This window comes from Cupriavidus sp. LA-1, from assembly GCF_055385985.1.
The window spans coordinates 1,486,865-1,512,817 of the sequence record NZ_AP031387.1 but is presented as its reverse complement, the minus strand read 5'-3'; the positions used below and the strand labels follow the sequence as shown (position 1 = coordinate 1,512,817).

Below are 25,953 nucleotides of genomic sequence, written 5' to 3'. Positions count from 1 at the left end.
CGCTTTCTCTGCGCTTTTTCTGTTTTTCACTCAGGCATTTCCCCTCTCGTGATCCGAATCGACCAGCTAGTCCTCCAGCGCGGCACCAAGGTGCTGTTCGACCACACCAGCGTGACGCTCAACCCGGGCGAGCGCGTGGGCCTTGTCGGCGCCAACGGCAGCGGCAAGTCGACGCTGTTCGCGCTGCTGCGCGGCGAGCTGCATCCGGACGGGGGCGATGTCAGCGTGCCGGCGCAGTGGCGCGTCGCCCATGTGGCGCAGGAAACACCCGCGGTCAACCGCACCGCGGTTGACTATGTGATCGATGGCGACACCCGCCTGCGCGAGATCGAAGCCGCCATCGCCGCCACGCAGGCCAGCGGCGACGGCAGCGCCGAGGGCGAAGCCCACGCCGCCTATGCCGACGCCGACGGCTACACCGCTCCCGCGCGCGCCGAGGCCCTGCTGCTGGGCCTGGGCTTCACGCTGGCGCAGGTATCGCAGCCGGTGGCCTCGTTCTCGGGCGGCTGGCGCATGCGCCTGAACCTGGCGCAGGCGCTGATGTGCCCGTCCGACCTGCTGCTGCTCGACGAACCGACCAACCACCTGGACCTTGATGCCATCGTCTGGCTGGAAGACTGGCTGGCGCGCTATCCCGGCACACTGGTGATGATTTCGCACGACCGCGAATTCCTCGACGCGATCTGCAACGTCACCGTGCATATCGAGAACCAGCAGTTGCGCCGCTATGGCGGCAACTACACGCTGTTCGAGACGTTGCGGCTGCAGCAGATGGCGCAGCAGCAATCGGCCTACGTGCGCCAGCAGAAGGAGATCGCGCACCTGGAGTCGTTCATCACCCGCTTCAAGGCCAAGGCGACCAAGGCGCGCCAGGCGCAGAGCCGGGTCAAGGCGCTGGAGAAGATGGAGCGTCTGGCGCCGGTGCACGTGGCCGCCGGCTTCGCCTTCGAGTTCCGCGAGCCCGACGCCGCGCCCAATCCGATGATGGTGCTCGACGGCGTGGACTGCGGCTATGCCGAGGCCGAGCCGCCCGTCACCATCCTGCACAACCTGGCGCTGTCGATCCAGACCGGCCAGCGCATCGGCCTGCTGGGCGCCAACGGCCAGGGCAAGTCGACCCTGGTCAAGACCCTGGCCGGCACGCAGGACCCGCTCACGGGCAAGCTGCGCCTGGGCAAGGGCCTGCAGATCGGCTATTTCGCCCAGCACCAGCTGGAAACGCTGCGCGACCACGATTCGCCGCTGCAGCACCTGGCACGCCTGGCGCCCGACACGCGCGAGCAGGAGCTGCGCGACTTCCTGGGCAGCTTCAACTTCCGCGGCGACATGGCCACCGCGCCGATCGAGCCCTTCTCCGGCGGCGAAAAGGCCCGCCTGGCGCTGGCGCTGATCGTCTGGCAGAAGCCCAACCTGCTGCTGCTCGATGAACCGACCAACCACCTGGACCTCGATACCCGCGAGGCGCTGACCATGGCGCTGGCGCAGTTCGAAGGCACGCTGATCCTGGTCTCGCACGACCGGCATTTGCTGCGCGCCACCGCCGACCAGTTCATGCTGGTGGCCGACGGCACCATCAAGCCCTTCGACGGCGACCTGGACGACTACCGCGACTGGCTGCTGCAACAGGCCGCGGCCAAGCGCAATGCCGCCACCGCCGCGCACCAGGCGGAGAGCGCCGGCGATGCCGCGGCTGCGGTCAACCGCAAGGACCAGCGCCGCGCCGAAGCCGACGAGCGCCAGCGGCTGTCGGCGCTGCGCAAACCGCTGACCAAGGAACTGGAGAAGGTCGAAAAGCGCATGGCGGTGCTGCAAACCGCCAAGGAGGAGATCGACCAGTTCATGGCCGATGAAAGCAGCTATGCCGAGGCCAACAAGGCGAAGCTGATGGACATGCTCAAGCGCCAGGGCGAGGTCAACGGCGAGCTGGGGACGCTGGAAGAGAAATGGCTGGAACTGCAGGAGCAGATCGAGCAGATTGCGTGAGGGGATGACGTCAGCCGTCGGTCTGTGGGCCTGTGGACTCTGCCGCGCGCGTCATAGCCTGCGTCGCCCCTGGATCGATGGCAACCAGAACGCTGCATGGCACCTTGTCCAGCAGCAAGCCGTGGCCCTGGCCTGCCCACCAGCGCTCCAGCAATCCACACCGCCGATGCCCCAACACGATCAGATCCACATTTAGCTGCGTTGCCACCTGAGAGATCCGGTCAATCGCATTACCGGTCGCCAGGTGCCCAACTGCTGCCACACCGCAGGCCTGGAGTTTGCTCACGCCTTCGGTCAGGATTTCACGGGCGGATTGTTCTTCTATCGATGCTGCTTCTGCCGCGAGGGCATCGAAGCCGCGGATCCAGTAGGCATTGTCGAGCACCGCCAGCAGATGCGTCTCCGCCTGGCGTTCCCGCGCCAGCTCGGCGCCGTAGAGCAGTGCCCTGCGTCCTTCCCGCGTCCCGTCGTAGCACAGCAGAATTCTCGAAAAAATGGCCATCATCTGTCTCCTCGCCTGTCATCGGTGCGCGCCCTTGGCTCACGAGAGTCAAGCTACGGTGACCTCGCCAGCTTCGCAACGCTGAAGACCGAACCCAACAACTTGAGTTCGGACTTGTGCAGCGCTGCCAGACGCGCCAGGCATCGTTCGCCCCGCTCGCTCAAATGCACTTCAACCTGACGGTGGTCGGCCTCGTTCTGCAGCCGGATGACCAGGCCGGCAGCCTCACAACGCGACACCAGTGCGACGACGCCATTTGGGGCGGCCTGCAAGCGTTCCGCCAGTTCACCGATCGTGGCCCAGTCGCGGCCAGGGAACCCCTTGATATGCAATAGCAGCAAATACTGCAAGAGCGTGATCCCCTCCGCGCGCGCTGCCACTTCGGAGAATCGCAGGAAGCGGCGTAGCTGATAGCGGAACTCGGACAAGGCTTCAAAGTTTTGCTTCGTTACGTCGTCGCCCCTGGCAGGATGCATATGCGACTCCTGGCTGGTCAAGCGTTGCCCTGCAATCGGCCCGAAACCTGCGTCCTGAGCAGCAGCAAGGGGGATGCCGGGCCAGGTCATCGCGTGGATTTGCGTTGCACCAGATTGCCCAGCTTGTTTCCGAGCTTCATATAGGTAACGCCGGCCACCAGTCCGAACACGAGGTGTGTCATGAGGCTGGCAGCGCCGCGTGCATCGCCGAACCAGGGGAACACCCGAGTCATGCCGTAGAAATCAAGCCAGTAGACGGCCAGACCGAAGATGACCCCGGCTAGCGCATTCGCTTATACACAAGTCATGACTCTTCCCGCAGTGCTTGAATGGTGAGCGCGGCGTCCATGGTTCGCTGCATGCCGATCCAGATCGTCTTAGCGCCGGGCTCGCCGTCGCTCTTCCGCCCAAGGAACCCACCCAGGGAAGCAACCAACCGAATCATCTGATTGAGTGTGACCGGTGTCTTCGGGCGGGCCTTCTTGGCGAGCACGTATGCTCCCCGAATCTCGTCGGCGTCGAAGAATAAGGACGCATCCAGATCCGGACAAGTTCTACCCAGTCGCATCAGGCGGGCAATGCGCCACGCCACCACCATATACAACGCCAAGGCCCGCTCCACACGATCCATGTGCGATAGCTGCAGCGCTTCGACCTTGCAGCCGGTCTTCAGGACATGGAAAAACATGGCTCTTTTGAAAAATGAGTGGGTTATGCGGCATGCGGGTTGATCGAGGAAAAGTCGAGCTTTCCGGCGATCAGGAAGATCACGGTGCGCATGGTTTTGAAGCTCACATAACCGCGGGCCTTGCGCTTGGCGGCTTGGAACAGGCCGTTGAGCGCCTCCAGGAAGCCATTGGTCTGGCGCGTCTGGGTCCAAGCAACGATGCCGTCGAAATGCTTGCGGATCATGCGCGCGACCTCCTTCATTGGCTCGACCTTGGATCGCATGACGTTGGTGCACCACTGCTCGAGCATTGCGGAAACAACGTTGATCTGCTTGCGCCCAAGGATGTCGCGCAACTGCTCGCGATACAGCCAGGCACGGGCGGTGCGTTTGGTCGTGACGTTGGCGATCAACGCGTCGAGATCGGCACGCTGTGCGGCTGGCAAGCCGTCCCGATCCTTGAGCAGCGTCCAGCGCAGGCCTTTGAGGCTTGGATCGGTCTTCTGTTCGATACGCCGGGTCTTGTCCACGGCTGCCGAAGCGTGCGCCACGACATGGAACTTGTCGAAGGTGATGCGCGCGTTGGGCAAATGCTCGCTGACGCCCTTGATGAACGCCGGCGACATATCGATACTGACCACGCCGATCTGCTCAGGCGCAGCGTTGTGCTCGCGCAGATGTTCAGCGAACTTGCCAACCGTGGCAGCATCCTTGCCTTCGGTCACAAACACGACGTTACGCGCGTCGGCATCAGCGACAAGCGTCAGGTAGTTGTGACCGCGCCTGTAGGACGTTTCGTCAACGGCGGCAGCGGTCATGCCGGCCAGATCGAGTTCGGCCACCGCGAGGTCGACATAGCGCTCGCAGATAGCGTACACGCGATGCCACGACTCCCCCACCGTTCTGGCCACAGCAGAAAACGGCATCTGCTGCGCAAGCGCCACCACCATGGCTTCAAACAGCAACGTGAAGCCAGAGAGCTTGCCAGCCCAGTCCGGCTCGACCAACGCCACGCGGCCGTCGGGAAGCTTCACGCGTGGCGTGCGGACTTCCAGATAGCAGTCGTGCTCGAAGAAGTTCAGGTGCCGATAGCGTTTGGTCACCGTGTCGTGAACCGGGTGCCCACCGGCGATCTCCGGGTGGGAAAAGCGGCTGCCGGCGACAAAGTCAATCTGGATCGTCAACGTCTTGGTTTGCGCGTTGAAGTCGACCTCCCGGACGAACCACGGATCGCTTACGCCAAGGGCTGCTTCAAACAGTTTGCTATGCATCGCTCGTGTTGCTCTTTACCTGAAACCCGCCACGATACCACCCACTTGAAATTCAAAAGAGGCAAAAACATCTCCACCTCCCATCGGGCTCGGTACCAGTCGACGAGTTCGATGACAGCATCGGCGTCCTGCGCTTCTCGGTTCGTCAACAACCGCCAAACCACTGGCTTGACGCCTGCGGGCGCTCCGATCTCCCTGGCCTCTACACAGGTGAGCTCCGCGCCGACCAGACCCGGCAGCTTCACACGTTTTGCGCGTAGCTCCTGTTTGACCTCGCGCGCCTTCTGCCCTGCACGCCCTGGCAAGATAAAGGTAATTTTCCCGAGCACCGGGCTGGCGCCGACGCTATCCCACAACTTGCCGCTCTCAGCAAGGTTGCGGTTGTGTTGGCTGCGGATCAACCAGTCGGCTGGCTGGCCGAGTTCCTGGGCGCGCACCATCAACTCGGCAATATCACCCTCGCGGTCCGTCACATACACCAGCCGTGTCTTGGGCAATAGCGCGGCTTGCTCCGCCACCCGTTCATACCCTTCAATCCAGCGTACGCTTTCCTTGATCCCGCCGCGGTTGCCGTCGGCGTCCTTCGGTTCCCGAGCCCACATCCAGGCATCGATCACCCCAAGCGGTTCACGGTCAGGCGTCACCGCGTAGGTCGGATGCAAAAACATGCCCCGCTGGGCTTCGTAGCTCAGCGGCCCCAACCCCTCCATCTCCTGGCCATTAAAGTTCAACTCGGTCGAATCAGCGATGCACAGCACTACCGGAAACTGCGCGGCTCTGTCCGCCGTGCGCTCCCAATGCGGCTGCATCACGTCCCGCCAATCGATCTGCTCATTGCCGAGAAACCGATATGCCCCAATGGTTTGCGACCAGTCATCGCATGCACCGGGGATGCTCGCCGTGGGCAGGGCCGCAAACCGCTTGAGCAATTCCTTGGCGCGCCGATCCCGCCGCGGATCACCAAGATCCAGACCCTCAAATTCCTCGTCCACCCATGCCCCCGACTCGTTGCTCATTGCTGCGCGAAAATCCAAGAGTAAACGCGAGTCTGGCGAAGTTAACAACCCCTTACCTCGAAATTCCGCAGCCTCCGGCTACATGCTCCGCTGCCGAGACGGTCCTACTTGTGTATAAGGGAATGCGGCTAGCGTGGCCATCCCGATACTCGAGTCAAAGCTGAACATAGCCATGATGGCCGCCAGGACCAGACCAAACAGCACTGACAGAGAAAAGTGCACCACCAGCGCTACCAGCGCGATGCCCGGGCCGATGGTGGTCGCCGGTGATGCGACACCGTGCCCCATGAGAATGGCCGCCGTCATGCGCAACGGCTCCCATGGGCTAGCTCCCATCATCCAGGTCGCAGACACCTCCAGTATCAGGAAAAGCCCCCCCGCGACAAGGCCCGCAAAAGCGGCCGCGCACCAGTCCGGCGCCCTGCGCGCAAAGTGGTGCGAATGCAGATGAAGATCCATGGTGTCCTCCAACAGTCAAAGCAATGTGGCGGCACCGTATCCGGTCAACATGCCAGAAAGCACAATGAATCCCGCCAACGCAGACAGGTTCAGCCTTCCGAAATCAAACTCAAGTACCCGTTTCCCGCAGCAGGCAGAGTCCGTCCTTGCAGTTAAATTTATATCATGTCGTGATATATTCAAGTTACCAGGCGATGAACCTGACAGGTCAGATCGGCAGCAGCATGTCGGTATTTTTTCGCGCTGCACGTATTCAGACTGGCAACAGGTTGCAGCCCGCTCAGGCAAGGAACTGCGAGCGCTGGTAGCGAAGGCCGGAGAACAGGTGGCGCTGCTAATCCTGCGTGACAACACTCGAACCTTTACTCTGCTTGAGCCTGGATGAACTGACTGTTATCCGCCGGACGAGTGATGCGTGAGAGGTCGCACGATGAATGCCATGGACGAAGGGTTCAGCCTGCGCCGTTGGAAGTTCGAACATTGGTTCATCACCACATGCTCGGGCGATCCGGCGCAAGGTGTTATGCGCGCGCCCGATGGGAACTATTCTGATCCGCGAGCCGCCCTTGCCTGGCAGGCGTGGCGGGAAGCCATCGAGACTGTCACGGACATCCCCCCGGAGTGGGAACTGAGCGTTGCCGCCGACAGCCAGCTTGCTTATGAGTTCAAATGGCTCTTCGGCATCCACACCGCCGCTGAACTGGCGCGCAGACTGGCGCGCAGACTGGCGCACGAGCCCAGACTTTTCGAAATGGCGATTCGTCGAGGATACTTGCACCTGAAAGAACCCACAGTGGCGGGCAGCGACGTTGCGAATTCAGGCTTCAACGTGGCGCGGTAAGCGCAGGTCGCGCATTGTTGCGATCCGCCAATCGCCCGCGATTGGAAGGATGGGGGGCTGGTGCAAATCGGAAGATCCGGCAGGCTGCGCTCGGCGCTCGATTTACGCATCAACATCGTCTGCAGCCGCAAACAAAAACCGGCGCCAATGGCGCCGGTTCGCAATTGAATACCCGCAAGCCTCAGCGGAAATTCTTCTCCCGCCGGATCAGGCCCACCGCCAGCGTCAGCGTCAGGACAAACAGCCAGATCAGCGACCACACCGGCACCGACAGCCCCAGCACCGGCGGCAGCGGCGCGGTGCACAGGCCGTCGGCATAGAACACCTGCGGCAGCACCTTGGCCGTCGGCAGCGCGTTGACCCAGTTCTCCAGCGGGTCGATGCCGCAGCTGGCCTTGGGATTGAGCAGCAGCGATACATGGTAGACCGCCACCGCAATGCCGGCGATGCCCGACAGCATTCCCAGCCCCTGCCACAGCGAGCGCGTGTTCTGCGCCACCACGGCCAGCAGCGAGAAGATGCCGATGCCGATAAAGGCAAAGCGCTGCATCACGCAGAGCGGACAAGGCTGGTAGCCCTTTTCAAACTGCAGGTAGAGCGCAACGCCGACCAGGCCAAAGGAGACGATGGCGATCAGCAGGAAATAGGCGCGGGAGTTGGCTTGCATAGTTGGTGATCAGGTGTTCCGGCAAATGGTGCCGTCAGGGTGCCGTCAGTGGATGGCGCGGCGTTGCTGCGCATTATTACCTATTTTGCAGCGCCTGCAGTTGGCGCCACACGCAGCGCAAGCCCCCTGCCCTGTGGCGGATTGACGCAGGGGCCTCAGGCGCCGGATGCCTGCCACGCCGTGCGCGGCAGGCGATACAGGCAATGGGGCCGCAACGGATGTCCCGGCGGCAAGGCGGGATGCTCGAAGCCCTCGCGAGCCTCACGCATGCCGAGCCGTTCCATGACCGCCCGCGAGCGGAGATTGGCGAGTGCCGTGAAGGACACGATCTCGTCCAGCCCCAGGTGGCCGAAGCCATAGGCGAGCGCGCCACGTGCCGCCTCGGTCGCATAGCCGCTACCCCAGGCGTGCCGCGCCAGGCGCCAGCCGATCTCCACGCACGGCGCGAACGGCAGTGCGGCAGCGGGTTCGTGCAGTCCGACAAACCCGAGGAAAGCACCGTCGGCCTTGCGCTCGGCAACCCAGAAGCCCCAGCCCTTTGCCGCGATCAGGCTGCGGCAGCGGTCGGCCACCGCGTCGCTTTCAGCACGCGTCAGCGGCGCAGGGAAATAGCGCATCACCCCCACGTCGGCATTGAGCGCGGCGAACGGCGCATAGTCCGCCTCGCGCCACTGGCGCAGCCGCAGGCGTTCCGTTTCGACGGCGATGCCTGCGCCCATGGTCAGTCCAGGTGGCGCACGCGGTCGATGGCCTGCTCGATGCGTTCCACCGCGATCACTTCGAGCCCGTCGATCTTCTGCTTGGGCGCATTGGCCTTCGGGATCACGGCCAGCGTGAAGCCCAGCTTGGCGGCTTCCTTCAGGCGCTCCTGCCCGCGCGGGCTGGGGCGGATCTCGCCCGCCAGGCCGACTTCGCCGAACACCACCAGGCCGCGCGGCAGCGGCTTGTTGCGCATCGACGAGTGGATCGACAGCAGCACCGCCAGGTCGGCGGCCGGCTCAGTGATCTTGACGCCACCCACCGCATTCAGGAACACATCCTGGTCAAAGCAGGCGATCCCCGCATGCCGGTGCAGCACCGCCAGCAGCAGCGCCAGCCGGTTCTGCTCCAGCCCGACCGCCAGCCGGCGCGGGTTGGGCACGTGGGCGGTATCGACCAGCGCCTGGATCTCCACCAGCAGCGGGCGCGTGCCTTCCTGCGTCACCAGCACGCACGAGCCCGGCACGGTCTCTTCGTGCTGCGACAGGAACAGCGCGGACGGGTTGCTGATGCCGCGCAGGCCCCGTTCGGTCATGGCAAACACGCCCAGCTCATTGACCGCGCCGAAGCGGTTCTTGAAGGCGCGGATCAGCCGGTGCGACGAATGGGTATCGCCCTCGAAATACAGCACCGTATCGACGATATGCTCCAGCACGCGCGGACCCGCCAGGCTGCCTTCCTTGGTCACATGGCCGACCAGGATGATGGTGATGCCGCTGCTCTTGGCAATGCGTGTGAGCTGCGCCGCGCATTCGCGCACCTGCGCCACCGACCCCGGCGCCGAGGTCAGCGCCTCGGAGTACAGCGTCTGGATCGAGTCGATCACCGCCACTTCGGGCTTTTCCACTTCCAGCGTGGCCTGGATCTTCTCCAGCTGGATTTCGGCCAGCAGCCCCAGCGACGGGCTTTCCACGCCCAGGCGCTGCGCGCGCAGTGCGATCTGCGCACCGGACTCTTCGCCGCTGACATAGAGCACGCGGCGCTGGCCGGCCAGGTTGGCCAGCGCCTGCAGCAGCAGCGTGGACTTGCCGATACCGGGATCGCCGCCGATCAGCACCACGCCACCCGACACCAGGCCGCCGCCCAGCACGCGGTCGAACTCGTCGATACCGCTGGAGAAGCGCGGCACGTCGGCGGCATCGATCTCCGACAGCTTGCGCACCGTGGCCGATGCGGCCAGCGGCTGGAAGCGCTTGTTCGCGGCGGACTCGGCCACCGTCTCCACCAGCGTGTTCCACTGCTGGCAATGCGGGCACTGGCCGGCCCAGCGCGGCGTGGTGCCGCCGCATTCGGTACAGGTATAGACAGTCTTGGTCTTGGCCAACGGAATGTCCTTGCAGGAAAAAACGGGCCGGGCCCTGAAGTGGCCCGGCCGGCAGATGATGGCAGAGGGTAATCCGCGCGGGCCTGTGCCCGCACCAACCGCTCGGATCAGGCCACGGCCGGCGCGGCGCTGTCCGACGCGGTGATGGTCGCCACCGTGGTCGGCACGCGCGGCGCCAGCGCGCACATCAGTTCATAGCCGACGGTACCGCTGGCCTGCGCCACTTCGTCGATAGGCAGGCCCTGGCCCCACAGCGTGACCGCGCTGCCAACCCTGGCCTTCGGGCACGGGGTCAGGTCCACGCACAGCATGTCCATCGACACACGCCCCACCAGTTCGGTACGCACGCCGTCGACCAGCACCGGCGCGCGCTGCTCGCCCCAGCCCGACGCATGGCGCGGGTAGCCGTCGGCATAGCCGCAGGCCACCACGCCGATGCGCATCGGCCGCTCGGCGGTGAACAACGAGCCATATCCGACGGTATCGCCCGCCTGCAGGTCCTGCACCGAGATCAGTTCGCTGTGCAGCGACATGGCGGGCTGCAGGCCGGTGCCGGCGATATCGGCGTCGCGGCCCGTGGGCGAGGCGCCGTACAGGATGATGCCCGGACGCACCCAGGCGCGGTGCGCCTGCGGATGCCACAGCACCGCGGCCGAATTCGACAGGCTGGCCTCGCCCGGCAGGTTGGCCGTGGCGGCATCGAATGCCTCGACCTGGTGGGCGATGCCGCGGGCACCATCCGCATCGGAAAAATGCGTCATATGGACAATGCTGCCCACGCAGGGCATGGCGCGGGCGCGCTCCCAGGCGGTGCGGTACGCCGCCGGCTGGAAGCCGAGCCGGTTCATGCCGGTGTTGAGCTTGAGTTGGATCGCCAGCGGCCCCTTGGGACGTGCGCTTTCCAACATCCGCAGCTGCTCGTCGCAATGGACTGCGGTGGTCAGCCGGTATTGTTCAATCACGGCGACATCCTGCGGCTGGAAGAAGCCCTCCAGCAGCAGGATCGGGCCCTGCCAGCCGAGGTCGCGCAGCAGCACGGCCTCGTTCAGGTCCAGCAGGCCGAAGCCGTCGGTACCCCGCAGTGCAGCAAAGACGCGGCGGATACCGTGGCCGTAGGCGTTGGCCTTGACCACCGCCCAGATGCGCGAATCCGGCGCCTTGCGGCGGATGACGTCAAGGTTGTTGGCCAGGGCGGGTTGATGGATGACGGCTTGGATGGGTCTTGGCATGGGAGTCACATCTCGGAAGCAGACGAGCACGCAGGCAGCGCGGGCGGCATGTGCGGCCGGCGCGGGCGCTGGCAGGACGGCTCGGTCTCAGTGTCGATGGCGCAAACGTCACCTGTCGGTGTGCCGCAGCACGTTGGGGCGACTGGCATGCGGGATGCCCACAATTGGCACGCCCATGTTTCCCAGTCACCATATATCGGTCAGGCCGCGCACCAGATCAGGGAAGACCCGGTCGACCGGCGGCGGCCGCAGCCGTTATTTGAACACATTCGGATGCTGTTGCCGGAGGTCATCGGGGAATCGGCACGGCAATTTGCTGTCAAAAAGAGCCCATGCCGGGGTTCGGGAATGTCATGTTTTCGTGATATAAAGCCGGACGCTCGGCCATGTTCTAAAAGCGAAGCATTATGTCAATGACTGTCAGGCAGGCCTCACGGCGCCGCCGCGTAGCACCACCGACACAATTCGACACGGCTGCGGCACCGGGTTCCCTGCAAACCATGGCCTCGCCGGCGGACACCAGCCTGGCCAACCTGAGCGGAGCTCGTGATGGAGAGAAAGTCGACAGCATGAAGAAGGGTTTTTACACCATCATGGCCGCGCAGTTTTTTTCTTCGCTGGCCGACAATGCCTTACTGATCGCCGCCATCGCCCTTCTTACCGAGCTGCATTCCCCGCAGTGGATGACCCCGCTGCTCAAGCTGTTCTTCGTCCTCTCCTACGTCGTTCTCGCCGCCTTCGTCGGCGCCTTTGCCGACTCGATGCCCAAGGGGCGGGTGATGCTCATCACCAACGCCATCAAGGTGGTCGGCTGCGCCATCATGATGTTCGGGCTGCACCCGCTGCTGGCGTATGGCATCGTGGGATTCGGCGCGGCGGCGTACTCGCCGGCCAAGTACGGCATCCTGACCGAGCTGCTGCCGCCCGAGAAGCTGGTGATGGCCAACGGCTGGATCGAGGGCCTGACGGTGGGCTCGATCATCCTGGGCACCGTGGTGGGCGGCGCGCTGATCTCGGTGCATATCTCCAGCATCCTGCTGCGCTTTGACATGCCCTATATCAATACGGGCATCGACACGCCGGCCGAGGCCGCGATGGTGGTGATCATGCTGTTCTATGTGGTCGCTTCGGTCTTCAACCTGTTTATTCCCGACACCGGCGCCCGCTATCCGGCGCAGGAAAAGAACCCGATCAAGCTGATTGCCGAGTTCGGCGACTGCTTCGTCGCCCTGTGGCGCGACAAGCTGGGCCAGATCTCGCTGGCGGTGACCACGCTGTTCTGGGGCGTGGGCGCCACGCTGCAGTTCATCGTGCTGAAGTGGGCAGAGAAATCGCTGGGCCTGAACCTGTCCCAGGGCGCGCTGCTGCAGGCTGTGGTGGCCGTCGGCGTGGCCGTGGGCGCGATCCTGGCCGCTGCGCGCATCCCGCTGCGCAAGTCGCTGTCGGTGCTGCCCTTCGGTGTGGCGATGGGTGCCACCGTGATGCTGATGGCGTTCTACACCAAGGACGCGATGCCCCAGGTCACGCTGGACGTGCTGGGCATGCACATGCCGCTGTACATGGCCATCGCCTATGTGTTCCTGATGGTGGTGGGCGCCATGTCGGGCTACTTCGTGGTGCCGATGAACGCGCTGCTGCAGCATCGTGGCCACGTGCTGCTGTCGGCCGGCCACTCCATCGCGGTGCAGAATTTCAATGAGAACGTCTCGGTGCTGCTGATGCTGTGCCTGTACGCGCTGCTGATCAAGGTGAACGCGCCGATCGGCCTGGTCATCATCGCGCTGGGCCTGTTTATCGTTGTAACCATGGCGCTGGTGCTCAAGCTGCACAAGTACAACGTGCGCACCTTCAACTCGCTGGCGATGATCGGCGAGGACAAGCACCACTAGTCCTGCCTTCCCTGCCTGGCGCAGCCAGGCTCAGGCCGCATCCTGCGCGGCCTGCGGTCCCGGCCTGGGCGGCTCCGCCGCCCGCGCCAGCGCCCGTTCTTCCCACCCCGGCGGCACCACGAACCCGCGCGAGCATTCGCGCCACCAGCCCGGCGCCTGCGGCCCGGCGGGCTCCAGTTCGCACAGCATCACCGGCGACTCGCGCCGCCAGCCGTGGTCGTGGCGCGGATCGGCGAAGCGCTGCGTCAGCATCGCGTGCAGCGCGGCCACATCCTCCGTGCCCGACTCAGGCACCTGTGCGCCAGACAGCCACCCGGTACGCGGCAGGCGGCACCAGCGCAAGCCCGGCCGCGCCGCGGCGCGGGCGGCCCAGCCGTCGAGCGTGGTCCACCAGCCGTGCAGATGGTCTGGCGCGATGCCGAGCACATCCAGCCCCAGGGGCACCCGCCCGTCGCGATAAAACAGCCAGCCTAGCAGGTAGACCTCGCTGCGGTCGACCGTATGCCCCAGCAAGGCCTGCGCCTCCGCCGTGCACCCCAGCGGAAGCTGCCGGTGCACGATGTGGCCCAGCTTGTCGCCAAGGCGGTCGACCAGGTTCGGGCCGACAAAGTCCTGGGCGCGCGCAGCCTCGCTGTCGCCGGGGGCCATCAGGTAGAACTTGGCCGCCATCTCCCAGTGGACCACCGCACCGGATGCCTGCTCGCGCCAGACGAAGTCCAGCTCGCCCAGCGTGCGCACGCCGTGCCGGCCCGCGCGCCGCACCGGCACGTTGGCGGCGAGCAGCGACAGACCCTGCATGTGGCGCAGTGCAAAATGCAGCAGCCGCTCGGCGTGGCGGCCCAGGCGCAGGCTGCGGCTGGCGGGGTCCTGGTCGGGATCGTCGGCCGAAGGGGCGGCGTTGCCGTCGGCCAGTTCGTCGATGGTGGCGGGCAGCGTGGCAGGGTCCGCGGTTTCCAGCCAGTGCTGCCAGGCGGCCAGCGTACCGGCAGGCCAGCGCGCCAGGGCGGCGCCCGGCACCTCTGCCAGCAACGGCGGCGACAGCGTGGTCCAGGCCAGGTCGCGCGTGCGCGCCGACGCGGCGCGGCGCCACAGCGGCGGGCCCGACGGCCCATGGCCGTCGCCGCCGCGGGTCAGAGAGAGGTCAGGCCCCAGCTCCCGCACGATCATGGACCTCCCGGGCCAGGCACAGGTCTTCCCAGGCGCGCGCCTTGTCGGTCAGGGTGCGCAGCAGGTAAGCCGGATGGTAGGTCACCACCACGGGGATGCCTTCATAGGTATGCACGCTGCCACGCAGCTTGCCGATGGGCGTGGTGGTGCGCAGCAGCGACTGCGCCGCGAAGCGGCCCAGCACCACGATCACCCTGGGCCTGACCAGCGCGATCTGCCGGCGCAGGAAGGGTTCGCACTGCGCCACCTCTTCCGGCTCCGGGTTACGGTTGCCGGGCGGGCGGCACTTGAGCACATTGGCAATGAACACATTGCGCCCGCGCGCCAGCCCGAGTGCGCCCAGCATATTGTCGAGCAGCTTGCCGGCCTGGCCCACGAAGGGCTCGCCCTGCAGGTCCTCGTTCTCGCCGGGGGCTTCGCCCACCAGCATCCATTCGGCCTGCCGGTCGCCCACGCCGAACACGGTATTGGTGCGGGTCTGGCACAGGCCGCAGGCGGTGCAGCCGGCCACGGCGGCATCCAGCGCCGGCCATGCCATCGCGGCGATGGCCGCTTCGCGGTCTGCTTGCGCCGGGTTGGGCGCCGGATTCGCGGGAACCAGCGACGGGACGACGGGCGGCCGGGAGACAGTCGGCGCCACTGGCGCCGGCACGGCCTCAACGGGATCGGCGACCGCTGCGGCAACCGCTTCGGCAACCGGAACAGCCGTTTGCGCCACAAGCGCCTCGACCACAGGCACTACTGCCTGCGCCGCCGCCATCTCAGGCGCGGCTTCTGTCTGGGCGTCCTTGCCCTCCCGCGGCACCCACTCGGTCGAGATGCCCAGCACTTCCAGGAACTGTGCGCGGCGGCTCATGCCTTGCCCTCCGTGCCTTCATTGGCGGCGGCCTGCTCCGGCCAGGCGCGGCGCAGCACCAGCGCGTCTTCACGCTTGCCGCCGTGGGCCGGGTAATAGCCCTTGCGGCGCCCGATCTCGGCAAACCCCGCGGCCTGGTACAGCGCGATCGCCCCGGTATTGGACGGCCGCACTTCCAGCAGCATGGTGTGGATGCGGTGCGCGTGCGAGGTGGCCAGCACCACCGCCAGCATCAGCCGCCCCAGCCCCTGGCGCTGGCGCCGCGGCTCCACCGTGATATTGAGCAGGTGCATTTCATCGACCACCGGCATCAGCACGGCGTAGGCCACCAGCGTGCCCGAGGGGTCGCGCAGCGTCAGGCCGAGATGCCCGGACTTGACCGAGTTCTCGAAATTGCCGCGCGTCCACGGATGGCTGTAGGCGCGCGCCTCGATGCCCGCCACCGCTTCCAGGTCCAGCGCGCTCATGCGGCCCAGCGCCCAGCCGTCCGGCAGCGCCGGCATGGCGGGCACCGCCGGCCAGTGATTGCGCTCATCGAGCGGATAGGCCGCGCTCACGATGCGCTCCCGGCTTGTGCCGCGGCACGTGCGGCAGCGGCGGCTTCGCGTTCGGCGATGGTCTGGGCGACCTTGTCGCGCAGGTAGATCGGCATGGCCTGGTCGGCGTCGATGGCCGCGCCGCGCGCCAGTGCGCGCAGTGCGATGGCGACCATCGGCTGCGCATGGGGCATTGCTTCCGGCAGCACGCGCGCGGCGCGGGCCAGGCCCGCCAGGCGCTCGCCAAAGACGGTGGCGGCATTGCCGGCCAGCCAGAACCCGCCGTCGGGCAGCGGCACGGTTTCCGGCGCGCCGACCTGCATCGGCGTGAGTTCCGCCCATTCGCCCGCACCGGCATGCCAGCGGAAGGCCGCGGAATAGGCCTCGTCCATGCGCGCGTCCAGCGCCACCAGCACAGCGGTATCTTCCGGCAGCGCCGGCGTCGCGGCACGCGCGCGCTCGGCGCAGGTCATCAGGGTATTGACCGGAACCACCGGCAGCCCGGCGCCGAACGCCAGCCCCTGCGCCACGCCGCAGGCGGTGCGCAGGCCTGTGAACGAGCCCGGCCCGGCGCCAAAGGCGATGGCGGCGCAGTCGGCCAGCGCGATGCCGGCTTCGGCCAGCAATTCACCGGCGGCCGGCAGCACCCGTGCCGACGAGCGTGCGCCGGTGTGCTCATGGCGCACCAGGCACTCGATTCCGGCACCGGCCGCACGTCCGAGCGCGACCGAGCACCACTCCGTAGAAGTTTCAACAGCAAGAATCCAGGACATGCCGCGATTGTATCCGGTGATGCCCGGAATCGAGGGCTTCTTCGGTTTTATACGGACGGCGCGGGGCCGCCGGGCGGCTATCATCGGCCTCTCACTTTCGCAATCCAGACAGCACATACGGAGGAACCCCATGAGCGACCTGCAGGCACGCTTCGACCAGGCCCAGATCGAAGTCAAGCAACTGAGCGAGCGCCCCAGCAATATGTCCCTGCTGCGCCTGTACGCCCTGTTCAAGCAAGGCAGCGAGGGCGACGCCCACGGCGACAAGCCCGGCATGACCGATTTTGTCGGCCGCTACAAGTTCGAAGCCTGGGAAGCCCTGCGCGGCACCGCGCGCGAACAGGCGATGGAGCAATACATCGCGCTGGTGGAAGAGCTGCGCAGCGGCGCAGCCAGCTGACCAGGCAGACCCGGCGCCGTCAGGCCGCCGGCACCGGCCGCGGCCGGATCCGCCATGCCGCGAGCATTGCAGCGGCGATCACCACGCCCACGGCCAGGAAGGTTTCATCGAAGGCACGGATGCGCGCCGCCTGCACGGCGGCGTCAACGCCGTGGCCCAGCACCGCGCCGTGCTCGGCCAGCCGCCATTGCAGCCCCACGCCGGCCAGGCTGACGCCGATGGCCCCGCCCAGCTGGCGCAGGAAGTTGATGCAGCTCGATCCCTGCGCGATCAGCGTGAAGTCCACACCCCGCATCGCCCCCAGTGTCAGCGATGGCAGGATGCAGCCCAGCCCGATCCGCCCCAGCACCGCCAGCGCCACCAGCAATAGATAAGGCGTGGAGCGCGAGCCCAGCGCCATCAGCAGGAACGACAGCGACAGCAGCGACAGCCCGAACGACACCTGGATATGCGGCGAGATCCGCTGCGTGAAGCGCCCCGCCACGGCGATCGTCAGCGCCAGCACCACGCCCGCCGGGAACAGCACCAGGCCAGCGCGCGACGGCGTGTATTCCAGCGCCATCTGCATGTAGACCGGCAGCAGGTAGGTCGAGCCGAACAACCCCGCGCCGTAGATAAAGGCCACCACCGCCCCGGCCGCGAACTGCCGGTAGCTGTAGAGCCGCATATTCATCAGCGGATAGGCCGCGCGCAGCTGCCACATCACGAACGCCGCCAGCATCAGCACGCCGAAGCCCAGCAGCGCCATGCCCGCCGGCACGCTCTCGCGCATCTCCACCACGCCATTGAGCAGGCTCACCGTGGCAATGCCGGCCAGGCCCAGACCGCGCCAGTCCAGCGGCTGGCGCTCGCCCATCATGGTCGAATCCACCGCCATGAAGCGCCGCGCCATCAGCACGCCGACCAGCGTCAGCGGCACCACCACGAAGAAGATCGAACGCCAGCCGAAGGCCTCGACCAGGAAGCCGCCCAGGCTGGGCCCAAGCGCCGGCGCCAGCACCACGCCAAAACCGAACATGCTGACCGCCTTGCCCTGCTCGCGCTCTTCGAACACGCGCAGGATCAGGATATTGGGCAGCGGCTGCATGATGCCCGCGGCAATGCCCTCGACCACGCGCATCGCGATCATCACGCCGTAGGTCGGTGAAAAGCCGCCGAACAGCCCGCCCGTGCCCAGCAGCACCAGCGCTCCCAGGAAGGTGCGCCGCAGCCCGTAGCGGTTCAGCAGCCAGGGCGTCAGCAGCATCGACAGCGTCATCGCGATCATGAAGCTGGCGGCGACCCATTGCGCGCGCTCCTGCCCCAGCACGAAATGCCGGCTCAGGTCCGGAATGGCGACATTGATAATGGTGGACGAAACGATCGACGAGACCGTGCCCAGCATCAGCGTCACCAGCACCAGCCAGCGCAGCCGGTCGCCGTAGCGCGCACGCAGCGCCTGCCGGGTCGGCAGCCCCGACCGCTGGCCGGAACCCTCCGGCGTGACGGAGCCCTCGCTCACCCCAGCCGCCCGGTGTCGGCGATCTCGCGGATCTTGCGGACGGTGTCGATGTCCGCCGCGTGGTAGGCAGACTTGACGATCTCGGCGTAGCGGTCGTCGCCGCGGTCATCGACAGCCGGCATGGTGGTGTCGTAGATAAAGCGCAGCAGCAGCGCACCCGGTCCCGGGGTCTCGATTGCCATGGTCAGCGTGCCGCCGGCATGGTCGGCGGTGGCCGCGGTTTCATAGCGCACCAGCCGGCGCGGCTCGTAGACCACGCGGTCCTCGATCGACGCTTCGCCAAAATGCAGCACACGGTCGATCCAGTTGTCGCCGCGGCCCACCACCTCGGCGCGGTCCAGCCCCAGCACGAAGAGTTCGGGAGACTCGGCGCGCAGCACCAGGCCTTGCCACAACTGGTCAGCCGTCAGCGGATCCAGTTGTGGATTGCCCGGATCGTTGATCTCAACCAAGTGCTCGAAACGCAACTTCATTCTCCCTGTCTGCAATAACTCGATATTATGAAGTCTCCGCGTATTCGGGAGACCTTTTTGTCTACGCGGTGCAACACGGCTTGACACGGGCCGTTGCCCTTTATCGACCAATAATGACGCCGACTGGAGTCCCGCATGAGCACCGCGCCGCTGGCTGAAACTGATCCCCTGCAGGTCCTCGTCTACGCCGATTCGCTGTCATGGGGCATCGTGCCCGGCACGCGCCGGCGCCTGCCGTTCCCGGTGCGCTGGCCCGGCCGGCTGGAGTTGGGCCTGAACGCCGACGGCGGCGCTCCGGTGCGCATCATCGAAGACTGCCTGAACGGCCGCCGCACGGTCTGGGACGATCCTTTCAAACCCGGCCGCAACGGCCTGCAAGGGTTGGCGCAACGCATTGAAATCCACTCGCCGCTGGCACTGGTGGTCCTGATGCTGGGCAACAACGATTTCCAGTCGATGCACCCGCACAACGCCTGGCACGCCGCCCAGGGCATCGGCACGCTGGTGCAGGCCATCCGCGCCGCGCCGATCGAGCCGGGCATGCCGGTGCCGCCGGTGCTGGTCGTCACCCCGCCCCCGATCCGCACCCCGAGCGGCCCGCTGGCGCCCAAATTTGCCGGCGGAGAACATAAATGGACGGGCCTGCCGCAGGCCGTGGCCGAGGTCTGCACGCAGCTGAATTGTCCGCTGTTCGACGCCGGCACCATCACCCAGAGCAGCGGGGTCGACGGCGTGCACCTGGATGCCGACGCCCACCTGGCGCTGGGCGACGCGCTGCGCCCGGTCGTGCGCCAGTTGCTGCACGGCTGAAGCGCCGTCCCTGCCCCCCCTGCCTGACGCCGGCTGAAACATCACTCCTGACGGCAGTTGTCAGGAGACCCGGCGCACAATGCGGCCGCTCTCACACGGAACGCCGCCAGGAGGCTGTCATGGAGTTGCTGATCAATATCGATGTCGATGACCTGCCGCGCGGCATCGACTTCTACGCGCAAGGGCTTGGCCTGAGGCTGAACCGCAAGCTGTTCGACGGCACCGTCGCCGAGATGCTGGGCGGCAATACCCCGATCTACCTGCTTGCCAAGCCCGCCGGCACGCGCCCCACCACCCGCGCCGATACCCGGCGCGACTACCGCCGCCACTGGACGCCGGTCCACCTCGACTTTGTCGTCGCCGACCTGGAACAGGCCATCGAACGCGCGCTGGAAGCCGGCGCCGAGATCGAGGACTGGCCGCAGGACTTTGCATGGGGGCGGCAGGCAACGCTGTCGGACCCGTTCGGGCATGGGTTGTGTTTTATCGAGTGGAAGGGGCAGGGGTATGGAGCGGGGACTGCCTGAGCCTGCTGCGCCGGTGCGGGCCGCGCTCGCGGTTTTCGGACTATTCGCGTTTCCCCGGCGTCCCCAGGATGTCACATTTCCATGCGGCATCGCGCTTGCCTGTTTCTTTGACGCCCGCCTTGTAATAACATTGTGCTGACGCCAATACTGGTCACCACCATGAGGGACAAGAAATGAAAGCGACGATCCGCAAGATGGGCAACTCACAAGGTGTCCTGATCCCCAAGGCAATCCTGGCACAGCTAGGTCTGGAGAATGAAGTGGAAATGGAAATCGTGAATGACGCACTGGTGCTCCGGCGCCCCAAGCAAGCACCGCGGCAAGGCTGGGCGGAAGCCAGCCAGGCGATCGCCGCGGCCGGTGACGACACCCTCGTATTGGGCGACTTCCCCAACACCGACGACGCAGAGCTGAAATGGTAGCGCGCGGCGACGTCTGGCTGGTTGCGCTTGACCCGACGGTCGGCAGCGAGATCAAGAAGACACGCCCCTGTGTCATCCTCTCGCCGCCGGAGATGCACGACTACCTGCGCACGGTCACCGTGGCGCCAATGACGACCGGCAGCAGGCCGGCGCCGTTTCGGGTCCCGGTGACTTTCCAGCGCAAGACTGGCCTGATACTGCTCGATCAGCTCCGGACCGTGGACAAGTCCCGGCTGGTCAGGCGGGCGGGCGGCCTGAGTGACAGGGTTGTCGAAGACACCTTGCGGACATTGCGCGAAGTCTTTGCAGACTGAGCCGTGGGACAGAAGCATTTAATGCCGGCATTCTGGCGTCACTTGGATTCATAAGCTTATGAAAAAGAAATAGACGCCAGATTCATTCCCGCTGCGCCATCTGGACGCAATTGCGTTAATCTGTGGCCCTCGCCCCGGTCAGGCGATCCCTGCCCAGGCGACTGTCTCACTCGCCACATAACCAGAATATTTCCAGAACTCCTATGCGCAGCACGTCTCTCATCAAGCGTCTGGCGGTCGCAGTATCCGCCCTTGGTTTTATCGCCGCCGGCAGCGTCTCGGCCCAGGAACAGACCATCCGCGTCGGCACTGTCAGCGGCCCCGACGCCGAGGTCTGGCAAGTCGTCCAGAAGGTGGCCAAGCGCAATGGCCTGAACGTCAAGGTCGTGGAGTTCAACGACTACGTGCAGCCCAACGCGGCGCTGGACGCCGGCGACCTGGACGCCAACAGCTTCCAGCACCAGCCTTACCTGGACAGCCAGGTGAAGCAGCGCGGCTACAAGATGCAGAGCGTGGGCTACACCTATATCTCGCCGTTGGGTATCTACGCGAAGAACCTCAAGTCAGCGAAGGACCTGCCGCAAGGCGCCAAGGTGGCCGTGCCCAACGACCCGTCGAATGAGAACCGCGCCCTGCTGCTGCTGCAGGCGCAAGGCGCGATCAAGCTGAAGGCCGGCGCCGGCACCAACGGTGTCAACGCCACCCCGCTGGACGTGGCCGAGAACCCGAAGAAGCTGAAGATCGTGGAACTCGACGCCGCCCAACTGGCCCGCGCCCTGCCCGATGTCAGCGCCGCCGTGATCAACACCAACTACGCGCTCGCCGCCGGCCTGCAGCCGACCAAGGACGCGATCGCGCTGGAAGACATCCACAGCCCGTACGCCAACATCATCGTCGTGCGCACGCAGGACAAGGACAAGCCGTGGGTCAAGAAGCTGGTGGCTGCGTACCAGTCTGAGGACGTGCGGCAGTTCATGAAGGCGCAGTACAAGGGCGCGATGGTGCCGTCGTTCTGATCGCCGTGGGCGCGGCCGGATCGCTGCTGACAGCGGTCCCGCAAATTTTTTTGTGCGATGCCCTCGCAGGGGCTTGCAAATTCCGCCGCCTTCGGTAGAATTCGCGGCTCACCACCGGCCCAGGTGGCGGAATTGGTAGACGCACTAGGTTCAGGTCCTAGCGGTGGCAACACTGTGGAGGTTCGAGTCCTCTCCTGGGCACCAGAGTTTCAAGCAGAAAGCCCGCACGAAAGTGCGGGCTTTTTGTTTTTGCCACAGCGAATGCTTCAATCATCCGCGCGCAGCTTTCCTGCCGTCTGGTCCAACCGCGCCTTCACCATGGCCAGCAGCGAATACACGTTGTGGCAGCCCTCCGAACGCTCGCTCTCGATTTCAACCAGCAACAGGATGGCACTGAGCCCGGCGCTGATCTGCTCAAAGGATTCGATCGTGCTGGCCGGAACGATATGCCGGGCATCGGCAGGGTGATGGGTAGACATTTGCATCGTGTTATCTCCTACTAACCAGAGAAAGCCCGCCTGCCCGGATGAGATAAAGGTGGCGGGCCTGAAAACGGGAGTGACATACCGGGGAACCTCAGGAAAAAGACCCGGCCAGCTTCGCAGCTGCCCCGCCCGGCCCGCCATGGAAACAGCTTGTCCGTGCGACTCTGAATAGAACGAGATCAAATTTCCTAAGGTTCTTTCGGGTTGTCACCCCCGCTCACCGAACCCTTCGGTGAGGTCTGCAGTTTCCCGCTTCCGCCATCGTGCGGCGATAAGACCTTTCGCATTCGCCACTGCCGCACCGATCGCGTACAGTATCCCCACCAATCACAGCAATCGCACGGGATGCCGAAGGAGACTGGCACATGAATCACTGGCTGACAAAGTTCGTTGGCGCGCTTGGCTGCGCACTGGCATTCCTGGCAGGTCCGGCGTGCGCCGCGGACCCGGCAACCCTGACCATTTCGGCAGGCACGCAGCAGCGCAGCTGGACCCGCGACGAGTTGCTGCGCGATCCACGCCTCGCCGACGTGACGGTGGATGACGACAACCTGAAGCGCCGCCTGACATTCAAGGCCATCGCCCTGACAGCCCTTCTGCGCGGCATGCCGGTCAACGACAGTGCCAGTGCCACGACCGCGGCCAGCGATGGCTATGTCTCCCACTTGCCGATGCGCCTGCTGCTGGCCGAGCGCGCCGACGGGCCACGCGCGTGGCTGGCGGTCGAGAACCCTGCCGCGCCGTGGCCAAGGCTCAAGGACCAGGATATCGGCCCGTTTCGCCTGATCTGGACAGTGCCGACCGGAGGTGCCGCCACGACGATCAACGAGAGCCACTGGACCTACAGCATCGTGCGCATCGATATCACCGCGTCGCCCGCCGAGCGCTATGCAGCCATCCGGCCCGCCGCCGGACAGCCTGCCGATGGGCCGGTCATGCGCGGCTTCGCGACCTTCCAGCGCGTCTGCTTCTCGTGCCACTCCCTCAACCGGGTCGGCGATGCCAACCTTGGCCCGGACCTGAACGTGCCGTACAGCCCGGTGGAGTACCTGGGCGACGACAAGCTGGCCAGGCTGATCCGCGACCCGCAGTCATTGCGCTGGTGGCCCAACTCACGCATGTCGGCCATCGACGAACAAACGCTGTCCAACGCGGACATGAAGGACTTGCTGGCCTACCTGCGTCATATGGCCGGACGCAAGGCGGCAGCACCCGGCGGCGGGTCCTGACGCCTTGCGGGCAGACGCCGCCGGCTACTCGATGGTCACCTTCCCATCCTTCACCAGCCTGGCGAACTTGACGGTCTCGTCCTGGATGCGCCTGGCAAACTCCTGCGGCGTGCTGGCCATCGGTTCCGCGCCCACCGCCAGCATGCGCTGCTGGAAGTCCGGCGATTTCACGATCCTGACGATCTCGGCATTCAGCCGCGTCACGATCGGCGCGGGCGTGGCGGCCGGTGCCAGTACGCCGAACCACGTGCCGATATCAAAGCCCTTGAGCCCCGACTCCTCCAGCGTGGGCACATCGGGCAGGACGGTGGAACGCCGCGCGGTGGTCACAGCCAGGGCGCGCAGCTTGCCCGACTTGATATGCTGCAGCACCGGCGTCATGGTGTCGAACGACATCGTCACCTGTCCGCCGAGCAGGTCGGTCGTCAGCGGGCCGCTGCCCTTGTAGGGCACGTGCAGCAGCGGCGCACCCGTCGCGGTCTGGAACTGGGTGCCGATCAGGTGCTGCGCGGTGCCGTTGCCATTGGAGCCATAGGCAAACTCCGGCGACGCCTGCTTCGCCAGCGCCACCAGTTCCGTGACGTTCTTCGCCGGGGTCCTGGCGGCATTGATGACCAGCACGTTGGGGACCATGGCGACCGTGGCGATGGGCGCCAGGTCCTTCTGGAAGCTGTAGGGCAGCTTCTTGTAGACGCTGCTGGCAATGGTATGGTGGACCGCGCCCATCAGCAGCGTGTAGCCATCGGGCTTGCTCTTGGCGACATAGTCCGCGCCCACGGTGGCGCCGGCGCCGGGCCGGTTCTCCACGATCACGGGCTGGCCCAGGCTCTTCGACAACTGGTCGCCCAGCGCGCGGGCCAGCACGTCGGTGGTGCCGCCAGAGGGGAACGGCACCACCAGGGTGACCGGCTTGGCCGGCCACTCCTGCGCCAGGCACGTGCCGCTGAAGATCACCCCCGCAGCCAGCAAGGCCGCCCCAAAAGTACGACGCCCGAGTTCAGTACCACGCATGTTTTGTCTCCTGATTGTTCTATGTTTTGCAGCCGGCTCCCGGCTGTCTGAAGCCCTACTTTCCCTGCGAAATCGCCTGCCTTCCGGCAAAGGTTGCCGCGCAACCCAGCTCCGCTTCGATAAACAGCAGCCGGTTGTACTTGGCCACGCGGTCGGAGCGGCTCAGCGAGCCGGTCTTGATCTGCGTGGCCGCGGTGCATACGCTCAGGTCGGCAATGGTGGTGTCCTCGGTCTCGCCGGAGCGGTGTGACATCACCGATGCGTAGCCGGCGCGCTCCGCCACCGCAATGGCCTGCAGGGTCTCGGTCAGCGTGCCGATCTGGTTCGGCTTGATCAGGATGGCGTTGGCCACGCCTTGCGCGATGCCTTCCTCAAGGATCGCGGCATTGGTCACGAACAGGTCGTCGCCCACCAGCTGCACGCGCGCACCCAGGCGCTCGGTCAGCAGGCGCCATCCCTGCCAGTCCTGCTCCGCCATGCCGTCCTCGATGGTGACGATGGGGTATTGGCGCACCCAGCTGTCGAGCAGGTCGACAAAGCCTTGCGCGTCGTAGCTGCGGCCCTCGGACTGCAAGGCATAGCGACCCTCTTCATGGAACTCGGAGCTGGCCACGTCCAGGCCCAGCGCGATGTCGCGGCCGGCCCGGAAGCCCGCGGCTTCAATGGCCTGCATGATGACCTCGAGCGCGTGCTCGTTTGAAGCGAGGTCCGGCGCAAATCCGCCTTCATCGCCAACGGCGGTGGCAAACCCTCGCGCCTTCAGCACACCCTTGAGCGTATGGAATACCTCCGCGCCCCAGCGCAATGCTTCGGAGAAGCTGGGCGCGCCGAGCGGCAGGATCATGAACTCCTGCATGTCGACACTGTTGTCGGCATGCGCACCCCCGTTGATGATATTCATCATCGGCAGCGGCAAGCGGGTCTCGATCCTGCCGGCGCTGAGCGACCGGTACAGCGGCAAGCCGGCCGAAGCCGCCGCGGCCTTGGCGCTGGCCAGCGAAACGGCCAGCAGCGCATTGGCGCCAAGGCGCGACTTTTCCTGCGTGCCATCGAGGCGGATCAGGCAGGCATCCACCTCGGCCTGGTCCGTGGCGTCCAGGCCATTGAGCGCGCGCGCGATATCGACGTTGATGTGCTGCACCGCCTTCTGTACACCCTTGCCGAAATAGCGTCGCTTGTCGCCGTCCCGCAACTCCAGCGCTTCACGCGATCCTGTCGATGCACCGGACGGTGCGGCGGCGAAGCCCTCCGCGCCATCGGCCAGCACCACCTGGGCTGCCACCGTCGGGTTGCCCCGGGAATCGAGCAACTCGTAGCCGCGGATTTCCCTGATTGCAGTCATGTGTGTCC

General features: G+C 65.7%; 28 protein-coding genes, 1 tRNA gene and 2 pseudogenes. 12 read left to right on the top strand and 19 right to left on the bottom strand.

The window, feature by feature from the left end; all coding sequences use genetic code 11:
• Positions 1-48 precede the first annotated feature (48 nt).
• A complete protein-coding gene (locus ACZ5MJ_RS07210; RefSeq protein ID WP_464223147.1) occupies positions 49-1,983 on the top strand; it encodes an ATP-binding cassette domain-containing protein in 1,935 nt (644 codons plus the stop codon).
• 10 nt (positions 1,984-1,993) lie between these two features.
• Here ACZ5MJ_RS07210 and ACZ5MJ_RS07205 read toward each other — a convergent pair whose 3' ends face one another.
• The 6 genes and pseudogenes from ACZ5MJ_RS07205 to ACZ5MJ_RS07180 form a co-directional block, all read right to left on the bottom strand.
• Positions 1,994-2,488: a universal stress protein gene (locus ACZ5MJ_RS07205; protein ID WP_464223146.1), complete on the bottom strand. Its 495-nt coding sequence runs from the start codon at positions 2,486-2,488 to the stop codon at positions 1,994-1,996.
• A 50-nt stretch (positions 2,489-2,538) separates the two neighbouring features.
• Positions 2,539-2,961: a MarR family winged helix-turn-helix transcriptional regulator gene (locus ACZ5MJ_RS07200; protein WP_464223673.1), complete on the bottom strand. Its 423-nt coding sequence runs from the start codon at positions 2,959-2,961 to the stop codon at positions 2,539-2,541.
• 304 nt (positions 2,962-3,265) lie between these two features.
• A pseudogene (locus ACZ5MJ_RS07195) lies at positions 3,266-3,646 on the bottom strand (IS4 family transposase); the annotation flags it as partial.
• A 26-nt stretch (positions 3,647-3,672) separates the two neighbouring features.
• Entirely contained in the window at positions 3,673-4,899 is a 1,227-nt protein-coding gene (locus ACZ5MJ_RS07190) for an ISL3 family transposase (protein WP_464223144.1), read from the bottom strand.
• A pseudogene (locus ACZ5MJ_RS07185) lies at positions 4,890-5,915 on the bottom strand (IS4 family transposase); the annotation flags it as partial. The pseudogene ACZ5MJ_RS07185 and the gene ACZ5MJ_RS07190, both read right to left, overlap by 10 nt.
• A 78-nt stretch (positions 5,916-5,993) precedes the next feature.
• Complete coding sequence (locus ACZ5MJ_RS07180) at positions 5,994-6,374, bottom strand: hypothetical protein (RefSeq protein ID WP_464223143.1); 381 nt, start codon at positions 6,372-6,374, stop codon at positions 5,994-5,996.
• On the opposite strand from ACZ5MJ_RS07180, the gene ACZ5MJ_RS07175 reads away from it, so the two are divergent.
• Both ACZ5MJ_RS07175 and ACZ5MJ_RS07170 read left to right on the top strand, forming a co-directional pair.
• Positions 6,373-6,759 (top strand): hypothetical protein, encoded by a 387-nt coding sequence (locus tag ACZ5MJ_RS07175; RefSeq protein WP_464223142.1) that lies wholly within the window; start codon positions 6,373-6,375, stop codon positions 6,757-6,759. The two genes, ACZ5MJ_RS07180 and ACZ5MJ_RS07175, sit on opposite strands and share 2 nt — an antisense overlap.
• Positions 6,760-6,804: 45 nt before the next feature.
• A complete protein-coding gene (locus ACZ5MJ_RS07170) occupies positions 6,805-7,215 on the top strand; it encodes a hypothetical protein (protein WP_464223141.1) in 411 nt (136 codons plus the stop codon).
• A 181-nt stretch (positions 7,216-7,396) separates the two neighbouring features.
• Here ACZ5MJ_RS07170 and ACZ5MJ_RS07165 read toward each other — a convergent pair whose 3' ends face one another.
• The 4 genes from ACZ5MJ_RS07165 to alr all read right to left on the bottom strand — a co-directional run bounded on the left by ACZ5MJ_RS07165 (position 7,397) and on the right by alr (position 11,194).
• Positions 7,397-7,882, bottom strand: coding sequence for a disulfide bond formation protein B (locus tag ACZ5MJ_RS07165; RefSeq protein ID WP_432260064.1), 486 nt, complete (start codon positions 7,880-7,882; stop codon positions 7,397-7,399).
• A 155-nt stretch (positions 7,883-8,037) separates the two neighbouring features.
• The gene (locus ACZ5MJ_RS07160) at positions 8,038-8,601 is read right to left on the bottom strand and encodes a GNAT family N-acetyltransferase (RefSeq protein WP_464223140.1); all 564 of its coding nucleotides are present in this window, start codon (positions 8,599-8,601) and stop codon (positions 8,038-8,040) included.
• 2 nt (positions 8,602-8,603) lie between these two features.
• Positions 8,604-9,965 (bottom strand): DNA repair protein RadA, encoded by a 1,362-nt coding sequence (gene radA / locus ACZ5MJ_RS07155; RefSeq protein ID WP_464223139.1) that lies wholly within the window; start codon positions 9,963-9,965, stop codon positions 8,604-8,606.
• Between the two features lie 107 nt (positions 9,966-10,072).
• A complete protein-coding gene (gene alr / locus ACZ5MJ_RS07150; RefSeq protein WP_464223138.1) occupies positions 10,073-11,194 on the bottom strand; it encodes an alanine racemase in 1,122 nt (373 codons plus the stop codon).
• Between the two features lie 569 nt (positions 11,195-11,763).
• Here alr and lplT point away from each other — a divergent pair.
• Complete coding sequence (gene lplT, locus ACZ5MJ_RS07145) at positions 11,764-13,083, top strand: lysophospholipid transporter LplT (RefSeq protein ID WP_464223137.1); 1,320 nt, start codon at positions 11,764-11,766, stop codon at positions 13,081-13,083.
• Positions 13,084-13,113: 30 nt separating this feature from the next.
• Here the strand turns inward: lplT and ACZ5MJ_RS07140 are convergent, their stop codons facing one another.
• From ACZ5MJ_RS07140 to tsaB, 4 genes are read right to left on the bottom strand one after another with little or no spacing between them, the layout of a single operon-like run.
• Positions 13,114-14,250 carry a DUF1853 family protein gene (locus ACZ5MJ_RS07140; RefSeq protein ID WP_464223136.1) on the bottom strand — a complete coding sequence of 379 codons (1,137 nt, stop codon included), beginning with the start codon at positions 14,248-14,250 and terminating at the stop codon, positions 13,114-13,116.
• Positions 14,225-15,106, bottom strand: a complete 882-nt coding sequence (locus tag ACZ5MJ_RS07135) for a uracil-DNA glycosylase (RefSeq protein WP_464223135.1) — start codon at positions 15,104-15,106, stop codon at positions 14,225-14,227. The genes ACZ5MJ_RS07140 and ACZ5MJ_RS07135 overlap by 26 nt, the downstream gene beginning before the upstream one ends.
• On the bottom strand, positions 15,103-15,663 hold the full coding sequence (gene rimI, locus ACZ5MJ_RS07130) for a ribosomal protein S18-alanine N-acetyltransferase (RefSeq protein WP_464223134.1): 561 nt from the start codon (positions 15,661-15,663) through the stop codon (positions 15,103-15,105). The genes ACZ5MJ_RS07135 and rimI overlap by 4 nt, the downstream gene beginning before the upstream one ends.
• A complete protein-coding gene (gene tsaB / locus ACZ5MJ_RS07125) occupies positions 15,660-16,415 on the bottom strand; it encodes a tRNA (adenosine(37)-N6)-threonylcarbamoyltransferase complex dimerization subunit type 1 TsaB (protein WP_464223133.1) in 756 nt (251 codons plus the stop codon). Before tsaB ends, rimI begins: the two co-directional genes overlap by 4 nt.
• A gap of 130 nt (positions 16,416-16,545) precedes the next feature.
• Here tsaB and ACZ5MJ_RS07120 point away from each other — a divergent pair, with 130 nt between their 5' ends.
• A complete protein-coding gene (locus ACZ5MJ_RS07120) occupies positions 16,546-16,815 on the top strand; it encodes an acyl-CoA-binding protein (protein ID WP_464223132.1) in 270 nt (89 codons plus the stop codon).
• A 19-nt stretch (positions 16,816-16,834) separates the two neighbouring features.
• On the opposite strand, the gene ACZ5MJ_RS07115 is transcribed toward ACZ5MJ_RS07120, so the two are convergent.
• A complete protein-coding gene (locus tag ACZ5MJ_RS07115) occupies positions 16,835-18,316 on the bottom strand; it encodes a DHA2 family efflux MFS transporter permease subunit (protein WP_464223131.1) in 1,482 nt (493 codons plus the stop codon).
• A complete protein-coding gene (locus ACZ5MJ_RS07110; RefSeq protein WP_432260054.1) occupies positions 18,313-18,789 on the bottom strand; it encodes an SRPBCC family protein in 477 nt (158 codons plus the stop codon). Before ACZ5MJ_RS07110 ends, ACZ5MJ_RS07115 begins: the two co-directional genes overlap by 4 nt.
• A 135-nt stretch (positions 18,790-18,924) precedes the next feature.
• On the opposite strand from ACZ5MJ_RS07110, the gene ACZ5MJ_RS07105 reads away from it, so the two are divergent.
• The 6 genes from ACZ5MJ_RS07105 (at position 18,925) to ACZ5MJ_RS07080 (ending at position 22,082) form a co-directional block, all read left to right on the top strand.
• The gene (locus tag ACZ5MJ_RS07105; RefSeq protein WP_464223129.1) at positions 18,925-19,599 is read left to right on the top strand and encodes an SGNH/GDSL hydrolase family protein; all 675 of its coding nucleotides are present in this window, start codon (positions 18,925-18,927) and stop codon (positions 19,597-19,599) included.
• Between the two features lie 119 nt (positions 19,600-19,718).
• Entirely contained in the window at positions 19,719-20,126 is a 408-nt protein-coding gene (locus ACZ5MJ_RS07100; protein WP_464223128.1) for a VOC family protein, read from the top strand.
• A gap of 173 nt (positions 20,127-20,299) precedes the next feature.
• Entirely contained in the window at positions 20,300-20,548 is a 249-nt protein-coding gene (locus ACZ5MJ_RS07095; protein ID WP_464223127.1) for an AbrB/MazE/SpoVT family DNA-binding domain-containing protein, read from the top strand.
• A complete protein-coding gene (locus ACZ5MJ_RS07090) occupies positions 20,542-20,862 on the top strand; it encodes a type II toxin-antitoxin system PemK/MazF family toxin (RefSeq protein WP_464223126.1) in 321 nt (106 codons plus the stop codon). Before ACZ5MJ_RS07095 ends, ACZ5MJ_RS07090 begins: the two co-directional genes overlap by 7 nt.
• A 203-nt stretch (positions 20,863-21,065) precedes the next feature.
• Entirely contained in the window at positions 21,066-21,878 is an 813-nt protein-coding gene (locus ACZ5MJ_RS07085; protein WP_464223124.1) for a MetQ/NlpA family ABC transporter substrate-binding protein, read from the top strand.
• A gap of 117 nt (positions 21,879-21,995) precedes the next feature.
• Positions 21,996-22,082, top strand: a tRNA-Leu gene (locus tag ACZ5MJ_RS07080).
• Positions 22,083-22,144: 62 nt separating this feature from the next.
• Here ACZ5MJ_RS07080 and ACZ5MJ_RS07075 read toward each other — a convergent pair.
• Positions 22,145-22,363, bottom strand: a complete 219-nt coding sequence (locus tag ACZ5MJ_RS07075) for a hypothetical protein (RefSeq protein ID WP_432260321.1) — start codon at positions 22,361-22,363, stop codon at positions 22,145-22,147.
• 365 nt (positions 22,364-22,728) lie between these two features.
• Between ACZ5MJ_RS07075 and ACZ5MJ_RS07070 the strand changes: the two genes are divergently transcribed.
• Positions 22,729-23,592: a c-type cytochrome gene (locus ACZ5MJ_RS07070; protein ID WP_464223123.1), complete on the top strand. Its 864-nt coding sequence runs from the start codon at positions 22,729-22,731 to the stop codon at positions 23,590-23,592.
• 24 nt (positions 23,593-23,616) lie between these two features.
• Here ACZ5MJ_RS07070 and ACZ5MJ_RS07065 read toward each other — a convergent pair whose 3' ends face one another.
• Both ACZ5MJ_RS07065 and eno read right to left on the bottom strand, forming a co-directional pair.
• Positions 23,617-24,603, bottom strand: coding sequence for a tripartite tricarboxylate transporter substrate binding protein (locus tag ACZ5MJ_RS07065; RefSeq protein ID WP_464223121.1), 987 nt, complete (start codon positions 24,601-24,603; stop codon positions 23,617-23,619).
• A 55-nt stretch (positions 24,604-24,658) separates the two neighbouring features.
• Entirely contained in the window at positions 24,659-25,945 is a 1,287-nt protein-coding gene (eno, locus tag ACZ5MJ_RS07060; RefSeq protein ID WP_464223120.1) for a phosphopyruvate hydratase, read from the bottom strand.
• Between the last annotated feature and the right edge of the window lie 8 nt (positions 25,946-25,953).

Coding starts and splice junctions, on each gene's coding strand:
- ACZ5MJ_RS07205 (WP_464223146.1), bottom strand. CDS start 2,488: ATGATGGCCATTTTTTCGAGAATTCTGCTGTGCTACGACGGGACGCGG.
- ACZ5MJ_RS07200 (WP_464223673.1), bottom strand. CDS start 2,961: ATGCATCCTGCCAGGGGCGACGACGTAACGAAGCAAAACTTTGAAGCC.
- ACZ5MJ_RS07190 (WP_464223144.1), bottom strand. CDS start 4,899: ATGCATAGCAAACTGTTTGAAGCAGCCCTTGGCGTAAGCGATCCGTGG.
- ACZ5MJ_RS07175 (WP_464223142.1), top strand. CDS start 6,373: ATGGTGTCCTCCAACAGTCAAAGCAATGTGGCGGCACCGTATCCGGTC.
- ACZ5MJ_RS07180 (WP_464223143.1), bottom strand. CDS start 6,374: ATGGATCTTCATCTGCATTCGCACCACTTTGCGCGCAGGGCGCCGGAC.
- ACZ5MJ_RS07170 (WP_464223141.1), top strand. CDS start 6,805: ATGAATGCCATGGACGAAGGGTTCAGCCTGCGCCGTTGGAAGTTCGAA.
- ACZ5MJ_RS07165 (WP_432260064.1), bottom strand. CDS start 7,882: ATGCAAGCCAACTCCCGCGCCTATTTCCTGCTGATCGCCATCGTCTCC.
- ACZ5MJ_RS07160 (WP_464223140.1), bottom strand. CDS start 8,601: ATGGGCGCAGGCATCGCCGTCGAAACGGAACGCCTGCGGCTGCGCCAG.
- alr (WP_464223138.1), bottom strand. CDS start 11,194: ATGCCAAGACCCATCCAAGCCGTCATCCATCAACCCGCCCTGGCCAAC.
- lplT (WP_464223137.1), top strand. CDS start 11,764: ATGAAGAAGGGTTTTTACACCATCATGGCCGCGCAGTTTTTTTCTTCG.
- ACZ5MJ_RS07140 (WP_464223136.1), bottom strand. CDS start 14,250: ATGATCGTGCGGGAGCTGGGGCCTGACCTCTCTCTGACCCGCGGCGGC.
- ACZ5MJ_RS07135 (WP_464223135.1), bottom strand. CDS start 15,106: ATGAGCCGCCGCGCACAGTTCCTGGAAGTGCTGGGCATCTCGACCGAG.
- tsaB (WP_464223133.1), bottom strand. CDS start 16,415: ATGTCCTGGATTCTTGCTGTTGAAACTTCTACGGAGTGGTGCTCGGTC.
- ACZ5MJ_RS07120 (WP_464223132.1), top strand. CDS start 16,546: ATGAGCGACCTGCAGGCACGCTTCGACCAGGCCCAGATCGAAGTCAAG.
- ACZ5MJ_RS07110 (WP_432260054.1), bottom strand. CDS start 18,789: ATGAAGTTGCGTTTCGAGCACTTGGTTGAGATCAACGATCCGGGCAAT.
- ACZ5MJ_RS07105 (WP_464223129.1), top strand. CDS start 18,925: ATGAGCACCGCGCCGCTGGCTGAAACTGATCCCCTGCAGGTCCTCGTC.
- ACZ5MJ_RS07100 (WP_464223128.1), top strand. CDS start 19,719: ATGGAGTTGCTGATCAATATCGATGTCGATGACCTGCCGCGCGGCATC.
- ACZ5MJ_RS07095 (WP_464223127.1), top strand. CDS start 20,300: ATGAAAGCGACGATCCGCAAGATGGGCAACTCACAAGGTGTCCTGATC.
- ACZ5MJ_RS07090 (WP_464223126.1), top strand. CDS start 20,542: ATGGTAGCGCGCGGCGACGTCTGGCTGGTTGCGCTTGACCCGACGGTC.
- ACZ5MJ_RS07085 (WP_464223124.1), top strand. CDS start 21,066: ATGCGCAGCACGTCTCTCATCAAGCGTCTGGCGGTCGCAGTATCCGCC.
- ACZ5MJ_RS07075 (WP_432260321.1), bottom strand. CDS start 22,363: ATGCAAATGTCTACCCATCACCCTGCCGATGCCCGGCATATCGTTCCG.
- ACZ5MJ_RS07070 (WP_464223123.1), top strand. CDS start 22,729: ATGAATCACTGGCTGACAAAGTTCGTTGGCGCGCTTGGCTGCGCACTG.
- ACZ5MJ_RS07065 (WP_464223121.1), bottom strand. CDS start 24,603: ATGCGTGGTACTGAACTCGGGCGTCGTACTTTTGGGGCGGCCTTGCTG.
- eno (WP_464223120.1), bottom strand. CDS start 25,945: ATGACTGCAATCAGGGAAATCCGCGGCTACGAGTTGCTCGATTCCCGG.